This window comes from Mucilaginibacter corticis (assembly GCF_007558865.1).
GTDB lineage: Bacteria > Bacteroidota > Bacteroidia > Sphingobacteriales > Sphingobacteriaceae > Mucilaginibacter > Mucilaginibacter corticis.
This window is the reverse complement of record NZ_VLPK01000003.1, coordinates 417800-430416: the sequence shown is the minus strand read 5'-3', so window position 1 is coordinate 430416 and position 12617 is coordinate 417800. Positions and strand designations below refer to the sequence as shown.

Here is a 12617-nt window from a genome sequence, read left to right as displayed (position 1 = left end):
ATGGATAATCCTTTTAAAGGCGAACACCTTTTACCGGGCCACCTGGGCCAGTTTTTTACTATACTGGCATTTGGCTCGTCATTATTTGCGGCAATAAGCTACTATTTTGCAACTACCAATCCCGGCGATACTTCGTGGAAACGTTTAGGGCGTATCGGTATTTATGTTAACGCTATATCTGTAGTAGGCATAGGTGCTTGTTTGTATTATATCATTATTAATCACCTTTTTGAATATTATTATGCGTGGGAGCACTCATCAAGAGCATTACCCACCCACTATATCATTTCAAGTTTTTGGGACGGACAGGAGGGAAGTTTCTGGTTATGGAACTTCTGGCAAGCTGTGTTAAGCTGCGTTTTAGTACGCAAGGCAAAATCATGGGAGAGCCCGGTAATGGCTGTGATAGCCTTATCGCAAGCCATATTGGCTACAATGCTGATAGGTGTTGAAATATTGGGAGGCCGCATAGGTACGTCACCATTTATTTTGCTGCGCGAGGCTATTGATCTTAAACAATCTGCACCCATATTTGCTACCAACCCTGCGCTTTACCATAATTATTTAACCTATATAAAGGACGGTAACGGCATGAACCCCTTACTGCAAAACTATTGGATGGTGATACACCCGCCAACGTTGTTTTTGGGTTTTGCATCAATGGTGGTGCCTTTTGCTTACGCCATTGCCGGGCTTTGGACAAAACGTTATACCGAGTGGATCAAACCTGCATTATCATACTCGTTATTCGCGATGATGGTTTTAGGTACGGGTATTATCATGGGCGCGTTTTGGGCTTATGAGTCACTTTCATTCGGCGGCTTTTGGGCCTGGGACCCGGTAGAGAATGCCTCTATCATCCCGTGGTTGGTACTGGTAGGTGCTGTACACGTAATGATCGTTTACAAAAATACCAAACACTCATACATTACTGCCACTATATTAACGTTAACAAGCTTTATACTGGTATTATACGCGTCGTTTTTAACCCGCAGCGGTATTTTGGGCGAAACATCTGTGCACTCATTTGTAGATGCCGGTATATTCTGGCATTTAGTTGTAGATGTTGTAGTATTTTTAATTCTTACTATCGTACTATTAGCCATCCGCTGGAAAGAATTACCACGCACCACCAAGGATGAAGAAACTTACTCACGGGAGTTTTGGATGTTTGTAGGTTCGATATTTTTATGCTTATCGTGCTTTCACCTTGTGGTAGTGTCATCTATCCCCGTGTGGAACGCCATATTCGGTACCAAACTGGCACCACCGTCAGATCCTGTAAAGCATTATAATATTGTACAGGCTTCGTTCGCAGTAGTAATAACCTTATTAACCGGCTTTACGCAATTCTTGAAATACAAGAAAACAGACAACGTTAAATTCTTTATCTCTACGTTGGTTTATTTGGTAGTTGCCGCACTAATTACTTTGCCGGTTATTTACCTTACGGGTGCGAATAAGCTGCAATTTGTATTTATCCTGATCATGGTTGGCGCTATTTATTCAGTATTAGCTAACGGAAAGGTATTGATAGATGCTTTTAAAGGCAAGTTTAAACTTGCAGGTTCGGCAGTGGCACATATCGGTTTCGGGCTGATTATGGTAGGCGCGCTGATATCGGCAGGTACCAGCAAGGTGATCTCTGAAAATACCACCGGACAGGATTTCGGGGCGGATTTTGTTAAGGTGAAAAATAATCCGCGCGAAAATATCATACTGTATAAAAATACCCCGGTAGTAATGGGTAAATATACGGTTACTTACATAGGCGACTCGATAGCGGTGCCAAATCATTATTTTAAAGTAAACTATAAAGTTGTAGACGCGGCAGGAAAGGTTACCGAAGAGTTTTTATTGAAACCCAACGCGCAGGCTAATGCCAAAATGGGCCTGATCTCGTCGCCGGATACCAAGCATTATTTATTTAGCGATCTGTACACCCACGTTAATATGTCTAACGCCATAGCAGTTGGCGAGGGCACAGAAGCAGCAGGCCATGATGAAGCCGACGACGATAAAAAATACGACGCGCCGATACCTTACGAAGTAGCGGTAGGTGATACTATCCGTTTTAGGGATGGCTATGTTGTTTTAAAGAGCATAGGCAAGGTAGACAAGGTACAGGATATAGCGCTTACCGATAAAGATGTAGCCATATCTGCTAAGCTACAGGTTAATGCCAACGGTAAAACTTATGATGCCGAACCGATCTATATGATCCGCAGTAACAACGCATTTGACTTTGCGCGAAAGGTAGAAGATGCCGGACTGAAACTGCGCTTTACCAAGGTGTTGCCGCAAAAAGGCAAGGTAGAGATCACACTTTATCAGCAACCTGAAAGCGCCAAAAAGTGGATAGTTATGCGCGCCATCCAGTTTCCGGATATTAACTTTTTGTGGTCGGGTACTATCATTATGGTTATTGGGATATTGCTGTCTATTTTTAGAAGGAATAAGGAGTTGAAGACTGTTTAACCCTTCCCAACCCTCCCCAAAGGGGAGGGCTTTTACTAAGTAATAGTATTTAAATAATAAGATATTAAAAGTCTTCCCTTGGGGGAGATTTAGAGGGGTATGCGTATCACCATCATCGGTTCGGGCAATGTTGCTACACATTTGGCTGCCGCGTTTAAAAACGCAGGGCACCGCATTGTGCAGGTATACAGCCGCAATATGCAACACGCGGCATTGCTGGCTTACCACGTAAAAGCCGAACCGCTTGACGATCTGATCCAGATAGACCCCGAGACAGACATTTTTGTTATAGCCGTAAAAGACGATGCTATTGGCATAATGGCCGAGCAATTGGAGCCGCATCAAAAATTAATGGTACATACATCGGGCGCTACAGATCTGTACGCGCTGCTGGCTTTTGCCGATAATGTGGGGGTATTTTACCCGCTGCAAACGTTTAGCAAAACAAGGGAAGTGAATTTCAGGAACGTACCCATTTGCATTGAAGCTGCGGATAAAAACATTGCTAAAGAACTGCGCGAGTTGGCGCAAACCGTTAGCAACAGCGTTTATGATATAGACAGCAAACAACGCCGGATATTGCATTTAGCGGCTGTATTTGCCAATAACTTCCCCAATTACCTGTACACCATGGCGCAGCAGATTTTAACGCAGCAGGGGCTTGATATCGACCTTATAAGACCGCTGATACTGGAGACGGCAGAAAAAGTACAAACCGGCCTGCCTGCCGCCATGCAAACCGGCCCAGCTATACGCCACGACCAAAATACCATGGATAATCATCTGCAATTGCTTCAGGATAATCCCGATTTGCAGCAATTGTACACCTTGTTAAGTCAGGGTATTATCAAAATGGACATTGACCCGCACGGGGATAAGTAATTTTGTTACTTTTGCCAAAATGAATATTTTTAAAGTAAAGATAAACTTTGAGGAAGCAGGCCATGAAAGTGTTGAACTGCCGATAGCCGAAGGAGAGTCTGTATTGGATGTTTGCCTTGAAAACGGTATCGAGTTACAACATAACTGCGGCGGTGTTTGCGGGTGCAGTACCTGCCATATTTATGTGAACAAGGGCGGCGACAATGTACAGGAGATCTCTGATAAGGAAGAAGATTTTATTGACCGTGCCGTTAACCCGCGTATCACTTCAAGATTAGGCTGCCAGTGCGTAATGATAGACGGCGATATTGAAGTTACGCTGCCGGATCAATCACAGTTTTTAGGCCATTAATACTAAACCAAACATAATGACAGACGATAAATTTGCCCTTCCTATCCATTGGAACGACCATGAAGACATTGCCATGTCGCTTTATGAAAAATTTGGCGATGATTTTAACGAATCAAAGATCTACCGCATCCGCTTTACCGACCTGTTAGAGTGGGTATTGCAATTGCCAAACTTTGCCGGTACCCGCGAGCAATCAACCGAAGGCCACCTGGAGCAGATCCAATCGGCATGGGTATATGAATGGCGGGATAATCAATAGTTCATTAGTTGGCAGTTTTTAGTTTGCAGTTGGCTTTTTGAGGACTTAATTTGTATAAAATTGAAGATGCTGCTAACAACAAACTGTTAACCAAATAGCTGCAAACTGCCTACTTAAAACTGCAAACTAAATAATTACTGCCAACTGCACACTGATAACTACAAACTAAAAAATGGAATCATTCCTAAGCAAGCTAAAAGATATTACCACCTTTATTTTTGATGTAGATGGTGTGCTGACTGATGGTTCTGTATTTGTAAGCGAGACCGGCGAACAAAGTCGTGCCTTTAATATTAAAGATGGTTACGCGCTGCAACTGGCGGTAAAATGCGGTTATAATGTTTGCGCCATATCGGGCAGCCGCTCAAAAACGGCTATATACCGCTTAAACAGTTTGGGAATAACCGATGTTTTTATTGGTGCCCACGTAAAAACCAATAAGTTTAAAGATTACCTGGAATCAAAACACATACTGCCGACCAATGTACTTTACATGGGCGACGATATCCCTGATCTGGGGGTAATGAAGCTGGCAGGCTTACCCGTTTGCCCGGCAGACGCGGTTGAAGAAATCAAAGCGGTAAGCCAATATGTATCGCCGTTTGGCGGCGGAAAAGGCTGCGCCCGTGACGTGATCGAGAAAGTGTTAAAGGTGCAGGATAAATGGATGAGCGAAGAGTCTTATAGCTGGTAAATCAGTGTTTCTGATTTGGCTTTTCTAAAATTGCACAATGTCTCCAAAAAGCGGTAACGCGTTTTTTACCGCTACCGGATTTTTCTGAAATTTTGAGGCAGGATTTAGCATCGATCCCTCATCAGTACTACCCACTACATTAAAAGTAGAAATTACGTAAGGTACACCTTCTGATAATTCAAATGTAGGTTTATCTGACACATGAAAGTGAAGATGAGGCCCTCCCGCGTTTCCGGAATCCCCTAAATAACCTAATACGTCCCCCTTTTTTACATATTGCCCTATTTTAACACGAATACTATTATTCTGTAAGTGTGCATAATGCGCGTATATGCCCGGAGCTATCTGTAAAACAACAAAGTTTCCGTAAACACCGCGGGCTGTGATCTCGGTTGGCTGGGGCAAAGGCGCTAACGGCGCATGGTCAGCTATGCCATCGCGCAGGTCCTTAATAATACCATCTTGCACGGCAAGCACCTCAGTACCGTAACCTATCCATTGCTTGTTGTTGGTTTGGTTTAGCTTATCAGGTTGTTCTTCTATGGCATGGCCTGCATCGTTTAATCCAAAAAAATCAATAGCAAAGCGCTGCGGAATAGTTATCACCCCATTTTGTGCAAGCATGCTGCCCCAATGATGAGATTTAGGATTACCTGGCCCTTCATCAACAAACCACATGTGTCCGCGTAAAGGGGCACCAAGCGCTAATACAGGCTGCTGATCTATCCGCGTTTCTGCGCCGTTAAGTGTGTGGATCTGTTTAGTCGAATCAGTAAAATCAATAACATGATGTAAACTCTTTGGTAGTGGTTCGCTCGGTTTAATTGTCAGCCATAAAAAAAGAACGGTTCGCTTGCCCGGTGCTATAATCAGGTCTGTACCGGTTTTTGGCATTTCTTCAAAATTGAGCAGCTTCAGCAGTTCTTCTTTGGAGAAAACTACTACCGGTGATTTAGATGAATCTCCATAAACCGATAATGACTTGATAGTTAACGGCCCGGTAGATTCATAGAAATTGGTAATATGGATCTCGTATTCTGCATGGCACCGGTTATCGCTGCCTTTAAAAAAGGCAGGGGCGTGGGGGATAAGCACCTCGACGGGCGCGTCATTGACTTGTGCAGCCGCAGTAAATGCGCCTATAAAAAACAAAGCAAAAAACAGTAAACGTTTAGCCGGAACAAATTTAAACTTGCTGACAAAATAGTTCATGTTTTTGATAGATGTGACAGTGGTAGAATTTGACCTTTATAAAATAAGTGAAGAATCTGTCGAAACCCGGTTCCGGCAGGTCCTTCACTCAGTGTAATAGTTTTTATTTCAACACAGATACCGCCTTATTAGCATCACCCACGCCCCAAACAGTGCCCGGTTTGCTGCCCATGGTAATTTCCAGTACGCCGCCTTTCATAACATCGGTATGTTTAAAGTAGGTTTTGGTGTAGTTAACACCATTTAATTTCATGGCGTTGATATACTTGTTGTTCGGGCCATTGTTTTTAACTATAACATGAAAAGTTTTGTTGTCTTTTAGTTTAAGTGTTGCTTCGTTAATAACCGGGCTGCCAAAAACATATAATCCGTTTGCCGGGTTAGCCGGGTAAAAACCAAGCACCGATAACACATACCACGCCGACATCTGGCCTACATCTTCATTACCTATAATGCCGTCTGTTTTATCGGTATAAAAGTTATCTAAAATAAATCTCACTTTTTCGGCTGTTTTCCATGGCTTGCCCGAATAATCATATAAATACGTCATGGGGTGCCCCGGCTCGTTACCGTGCGCATATTGGCCAATTAAGCCGGACACATCAGGCGATTTAAATTTACCCATATCTCCTTCGGCAATAAATAACGAATCGAGCTTAGTGTTAAACTTGTCCGGCCCTCCTAAAAGTGCAATCAGGCCTTCAACATCCTGCGGCACCAGGAAAGTATATTCCCAGCCATTGCCCTCGGTAAAATCGCCGTGTTCATGTATAGAAATGAACGGGCTGTAAGGCGTGCGCCATTGGTTTTCTGACAAACGGCCGCGCATAAACCCGGCTTTCGGGTCGTAATAGTTTTTGTAGTATTGCCCGCGTTTGCTAAAATAGGCGTAGTCATCTGCCTTGCCCATTTTTTTGGCAACCTGGGCTATGCACCAATCATCAATAGCATATTCCAAACCCATTGAAACTGATTCGGCTGTACTGTCAGCCGGAATGTAGCCCAACCTTTTTACAAACTTAATTCCGCGGTCATCTTTCATTGCGGTGGTCTTCATGGCCTCGTAAGCCAGGTTCGCGTCAAAACCTTTATAACCTTTCAGCAACGCATCTGCAACGACTGGCACCGCGCTGTAACCCACCATGCAATTGGTTTCGTTAGCCATTAAATGCCAAACCGGCAAAGTACCTTGTTGCTGTTAAATGGTGAGCATAGAATTGATCATATCATTAGTATGCTCGGGGTGGATAATGGTCGATAATGGGTTGTTTGACCTGTAGGTATCCCACAACGAAAACGTGGTGACGTTATTAAAACCTACGTTTTTATGCACTTTTTTATCAGTTCCCCAATAATCGCCGTTAACGTCATTAAATATAGAAGGCGCTATCATGGTATGATAAAAAGCGGTATAGAATTTTTTAAGTTGTGATAATGAATCTGTTTTAATAATGATCTTGGCAAACTGCTTGTTCCAGGCCATATCGGCTGCTGCAACAACCTTATTGAAATCCCATCCGGGTATCTCTGCTTTGATGTTGAGCATGGCATTGGCCGAGCTTACCGGCGAGATACCTACTTTAGCATAAACCACCTCGCCTTTTGTGGTGGCAAAGCTTACTACGCCTTTAACACGTTTGCCCTTAAGCTGTGTGCCCGGTTTGCCTTCGGCATCGTTATAAACGCTGAATGATTTGATCGGCTTTGAAAACACCGCGGTAAAATAAATGCGCTGGTCATTAGCCCAGCCTTTTGAAAAACGATAGCCTTCGATGGTGTTTTTATCTACCTGCTTGATATAAGTTTCCATGGATTCGTCCCAGCCTATACCTTCTTTCAGGTCAATAACCACATGCGCGTCGTTCGATGCCGGGAAGGTATATTTATGCATACCCACGCGAGTGCTGGCGGTGAGCTCAACACCGATATCATAACGTTTTAACTTAACTTTATAATAGCTGGGTTTTACTACCTCATCCTTATGGCTGAAAAGTGAAAAGTATCCGCTTTGCGGATCTTTTAAGCTGCCTTTAATAACCTTTACCGGGCCTGTTGTCGGCATAAAAGAAATATCGCCCAGGTCGCCTATGCCGGTGCCGCTAAGGTGCGTATGCTGAAAACCGATAATGGTAGAATCAGAAATATGATAGCCCGAGCACCAGTCCCAACCTTCGGACATGTTGGTAGGCCCCAACTGTACCGCGCCAAAAGGCACGCTGGCCCCAACAAATACGTGCCCGTGAAAACCGGTGCCGATGTAAGGGTCGACATATTTAGTAAGGTTTACCACAGCCTGTTTACGGGCCTGGCCAAACGTACTTAAGCTAAAAACAGCCAGCATCCCGGCTAAAAAGATCTGTTTTTTCATTATTGATTTATGGAAGTAATTGGTGATTTATAGATTCAAAGGTAAATATAACCAAATACCTAATAGTTTACATTCTTAACTGCTGATGTGTATATTTATTGATAAGATAACTCATCTTAAAAATAACACGTGAAAGAATATCTCTGATAGCATTGACTTTAGTTCGAATTCAATTGGGATTACCACACTTTGATATAATTTTAAGATCGAACGATTACGCGACGATCATTAGCTATACTTATTTACGAGTTAAAAAAAAATTTTGAAACGTAACAATTATGTTTCATCTTTAGGCTACCCAATTATTTAACCCGTATTGAAAAAGTTTATTGCCATGGCACTTTTGGTGTCCCATCTGTTCAGTACAGGTGGGAACGTGCTTTTGCATAAATACCTGTCGGACACGTTCTTTAATGGGCAAACCAGCAAAAACAAATATATTATCATTGATATTACAAAGGCAAAAACCCGTATCGACTCGCTTAACCTAACCTATTGTGCGACATTCGGGAAAGTAAGAGGCAAGATTCAATTTGATAAAGCCAGGTGTAATTACGTCCATATGAGAACGACGTGCAGCGCCACTTACCTAACGTGTGCTTCAAATTACCAGACCACAAAAGTCTCACCCTGGAATGTTCTTTTGGCTAAAGGCATTAAAAATATCCCTGTGCCTAAAAAGAATCACATTCCGTTTATCAAACTAAATCTTAATGAAAAAGCGCAGGTTGATTTTAATCGTTTCGCTTTTAATATTCCTGTACACCGCTTAAAGACAATTACCATACAACCAACGGCTAAACTATTGTCAAATACGTTGCGCATACCCGAGGAACCGCCCAAAGCTGACTGCTAATCCCTGTCAATCATTTTTAACACGAACGGAGCCTTTTTAAATCCTCATGTATTTTTTGATCTGAATTCATCCAGCGCTTTACTGTGCAATGATAGTTCCAAGAATACATGGCGAAGGCTGCCGTCCGGCTTTTATTCAATTTTATTTTTAAAACAATGCCATACATAGCAGTTGAAGCACACCTGCCGGGTATTACCGGCTTATTGGAATATCGTAAAGATACCGCCCAGCCCATTCGCGAACTTACCCAGATCCTGTTGCGCGGCGAATCGACCCTTACCGAGGGCGAACGCGAATTGATTGCCACCGTAACATCAAATGGCAATGAATGTAAATTTTGTACCGCCGCGCACACAGCCGCCGCCGATATATTTTTAGGCGAAACCGAAACCAGCGCCTGCATAAAGACCGACATTGAATCTGCCCCTTTAAGCGAAAAAATGAAGGCCTTGCTGGTAATTGCCGATAAGATTCGTGAAAGCGGCCGCTCGGTAAAGCCTGAACATGTTGAACGCGCACGCGCAGCCGGCGCTACCGATCTGGAAATTCATGATACGGTGCTTATAGCGGCCTTGTTTTGCCTGTACAACCGCTATGTGGATGGGTTGGCTACCGCCCTGCCTGATAGTCCGGCGTATTTTGATATGCTGGCTGAACGGTTAAAAAACCATGGATACATGCGCCTGCCCCAAGGCTATGATCATTTGAAAAAAAATCAACAATAACCATAAATCCCCAAAATCACAATGAAAAAACTTTTACTAATTCTATTATTATTGAGCGGCGTAAACCTGTATGCGCAACAAATCCGCGTAACGGGTAATATAACCGATACTCTTACCAATTTACCCATCAATGGCGCAAGTATCAGTGTTAAGGGTAAAATTGCAGGCACCCTTACCGATGCAAAAGGTAATTACAGCATTAATGCCGATAGGCTTAAATTTCCTATTGTTTTACAGATCACCAATGTTGGTTATGCCAATAAGGAAATTACTGTAAGCGCGCCGGGCCAAACCACCAATATCAGTTTGAAACAGATGGCCGTGGTGCTGAACGAGGTTGTTACCGCTGCCAGCCGGGTAAATCAAAGCATTTTAAGTTCGCCTGTAAGTATAGAAAAAATGAACCAGAAAGCCATCCGCGAAAACCCTTCATTTAATTTTTATGATGGACTGGAATCGTTAAAGGGCGTTGAGGCCGTAACCAGCAGCATTACCTACAAACAGGTAAATACCCGTGGTTTTAACAATACCGGCAACTCGCGCTTTCTGCAACTGGTTGACGGGGTTGATAACCAAACCCCCGGTTTAAACTTTGCCGTGGGTAACCTGTTCGGCGCTTCGGATCTGGATATTGAAAGTGCTGAGATCATCCCCGGCGCTGCTTCTGCTTTGTACGGGCCAATGGCTTTTAACGGTGCGTTGTTGATGCATACTAAAGATGCCTTTGAATACCAGGGCTTATCGCTTCAAGCTAAATATGGCCTGAACCACATTGGCGAGACAGGTGTTGGCGCAAAACCAATTTATGATTTTGCATTACGTTATGCTAAAGCGTTTAACGACAAATTTGCCTTCAAGATCAATGCTTCATACTTACGCGGTACAGACTGGTATGCCAACAATTATACCGACATCAGCGCAGCAACCCCTCCTGCACAACGAGGACCAAACAATCCCGGCCGTGACGCTTTAAATATTTATGGCGACGAGGTTTCAAAAACTTTACCCGGCATTGGCTTGGTAACCCGTACCGGCTATGAAGAAAAGGACCTGATGAACTATGGCGTTTATAGCCTGAAACTGAACGGCGCGCTTGAGTACAAATTCAACAACAACATCGAGGCTATTTACCAATATAATTACGGTCGCGGTACAGCCAGCTATACCGGCAGCAGCCGTTTCGACCTGAATAACTTCGTATTGCAAACACACCGTATTGAGTTAAAAGGCAGCAATTTCTTTTTGAGAACCTACGCGGTGATCGAGAATTCGCATGACTCTTACAACACCCGTTCGCTGGCGCAATTCATTAACCGCGATTGGGTACAGGACATGAGTGGCAACGTAGTAACACCTGACCAGGCCGACGCGATGTGGTTTACCCGTTACCAGAATGCCTTTAACGGAACGGTAAACGGCGTAAACGGGCATGATAATGCCGCCGCCCGCGCTTTTGCCGATCAGGGCCGTTTCCTGCCGGGTACTGCTGCATTTAACAGTGCTAAAGATGCATCGATCCACAACTATGGATTAAGCGGTGCAGGTGTATTCAGTAACAGCAAGTTCTACAATACCGAAGGTCAGTACGATTTTAGCAGCCTCATCAAGATCTTTGATTTGCAGGCCGGCGGCAGTTTCCGCGATTATGATATGTTCACCAACGGAAGCTTGTTCGACGATAAAAATAAAAAAATCACCATCAAAGAATACGGTACATATGCACAGGTTGGTAAAAAAGTGTTTGACGATCAGCTAAGCTTACTGGCGTCTTTGCGTTACGATAAGAACGAGAACTTCGACGGTAGCTTTACCCCGCGTTTCTCTGCCGTTTACAGCGCTGATAAAAAGAATTATTTCCGTGCATCATACCAAACAGGTTTCCGCAACCCGACCCCGGTAGACCAGTTCATCCATCTGAACGTAGGCCCCATTACTATTTTAGGTGGCGCGCCGGCAAATAGTAAAGATCTAACTGTTTATCAAAATTCATTCACCGCGGCCTCAGTAAGCAAATTTGGTGCGGCATTTGGCGCGGCCGTAGCCGGTGGAGCGTCATTCCCTGATGCCGTTGCTGCTAATAAGGATCTGCTTCAAAAATCAAACGTGGCATATATCAAACCTGAAAAACAAAAAGCATTTGAGTTTGGCTATAAAAGCGTGATCGAAGACAAATTACTGATCGACGTTAATTACTACTACAGCAGTTATAATAACTTCATCCTTAACAGCGTAGTGATCCAACCACAGAATAATGTTATTGGTGCTGATGGTAAAATTAATGCCGCAGCAGCAAGCGATATCTTAAATAGCAAAGTGCATGCTTACCAGTTGTACACCAACTCAACCGATAAGGTTTCTGAGCAGGGTGCAGGTGCAGGCCTGACTTATTTGTTTCCTCATGGATATAGCGCGGGCGCTAACACCACCCTTTCTGTGTTCGACCTGGGTACCGCAAACAAAAACAACGTAGCTGCTTTCAACACTCCAAAATGGAGCGGCAACTTTACGTTTGCCAACAGCAACTTTAGCAATGGCTATGGCTTTAATGTAAACTGGCACTGGCAAAGCGCGTTCGACTGGTACGGAACCTTCAATGCCAACAATCCCGGCCGCATAGATGCTTACTCACTGGTTGATTTGCAAGTGAACAAAAAACTGCCAAAAGCAGGAGCAACCATTAAACTGGGCGGAAGCAACATATTCAACAAACATATTTATGAAGCCTACGGATCGCCTGCTATAGGCGCTATCTACTATGTAGCAGTAACCTTTGATAATTTATTAAAATAAT

General features: G+C 43.6%; 9 protein-coding genes and 1 pseudogene. 8 read left to right on the top strand and 2 right to left on the bottom strand.

Annotation, left to right across the window (positions count from 1 at the left end):
* From ccsA to FO440_RS17200, 5 genes are all read left to right on the top strand, one after another.
* On the top strand, nt 1-2478 hold the full coding sequence (ccsA, locus tag FO440_RS17220) for a cytochrome c biogenesis protein CcsA (protein WP_144249521.1): 2478 nt from the start codon (nt 1-3) through the stop codon (nt 2476-2478).
* 99 nt (nt 2479-2577) lie between these two features.
* Nucleotides 2578-3360, top strand: a complete 783-nt coding sequence (locus FO440_RS17215; RefSeq protein WP_144249520.1) for a Rossmann-like and DUF2520 domain-containing protein — start codon at nt 2578-2580, stop codon at nt 3358-3360.
* Between the two features lie 19 nt (nt 3361-3379).
* Nucleotides 3380-3712 carry a 2Fe-2S iron-sulfur cluster-binding protein gene (locus tag FO440_RS17210; RefSeq protein ID WP_144249519.1) on the top strand — a complete coding sequence of 111 codons (333 nt, stop codon included), beginning with the start codon at nt 3380-3382 and terminating at the stop codon, nt 3710-3712.
* Between the two features lie 16 nt (nt 3713-3728).
* The gene (gene iscX / locus FO440_RS17205) at nt 3729-3971 is read left to right on the top strand and encodes a Fe-S cluster assembly protein IscX (protein ID WP_144249518.1); all 243 of its coding nucleotides are present in this window, start codon (nt 3729-3731) and stop codon (nt 3969-3971) included.
* A 172-nt stretch (nt 3972-4143) separates the two neighbouring features.
* A complete protein-coding gene (locus FO440_RS17200; RefSeq protein ID WP_144249517.1) occupies nt 4144-4665 on the top strand; it encodes a KdsC family phosphatase in 522 nt (173 codons plus the stop codon).
* 24 nt (nt 4666-4689) lie between these two features.
* Here the strand turns inward: FO440_RS17200 and FO440_RS17195 are convergent, their stop codons facing one another.
* Together FO440_RS17195 and FO440_RS17190 are read right to left on the bottom strand one after the other, a co-directional pair.
* On the bottom strand, nt 4690-5877 hold the full coding sequence (locus FO440_RS17195) for a M23 family metallopeptidase (RefSeq protein WP_144249516.1): 1188 nt from the start codon (nt 5875-5877) through the stop codon (nt 4690-4692).
* Between the two features lie 103 nt (nt 5878-5980).
* Nucleotides 5981-8218, bottom strand: a pseudogene (locus FO440_RS17190) (GH92 family glycosyl hydrolase).
* A gap of 343 nt (nt 8219-8561) precedes the next feature.
* Here FO440_RS17190 and FO440_RS17185 point away from each other — a divergent pair.
* The 3 genes from FO440_RS17185 (at nt 8562) to FO440_RS17175 (ending at nt 12616) form a co-directional block, all read left to right on the top strand.
* Nucleotides 8562-9101 (top strand): hypothetical protein, encoded by a 540-nt coding sequence (locus FO440_RS17185; RefSeq protein WP_144249515.1) that lies wholly within the window; start codon nt 8562-8564, stop codon nt 9099-9101.
* 155 nt (nt 9102-9256) lie between these two features.
* Complete coding sequence (locus FO440_RS17180) at nt 9257-9826, top strand: carboxymuconolactone decarboxylase family protein (protein ID WP_144249514.1); 570 nt, start codon at nt 9257-9259, stop codon at nt 9824-9826.
* A gap of 21 nt (nt 9827-9847) precedes the next feature.
* Nucleotides 9848-12616 carry a TonB-dependent receptor gene (locus tag FO440_RS17175; RefSeq protein ID WP_144249513.1) on the top strand — a complete coding sequence of 923 codons (2769 nt, stop codon included), beginning with the start codon at nt 9848-9850 and terminating at the stop codon, nt 12614-12616.
* Nucleotide 12617 lies beyond the last annotated feature (1 nt).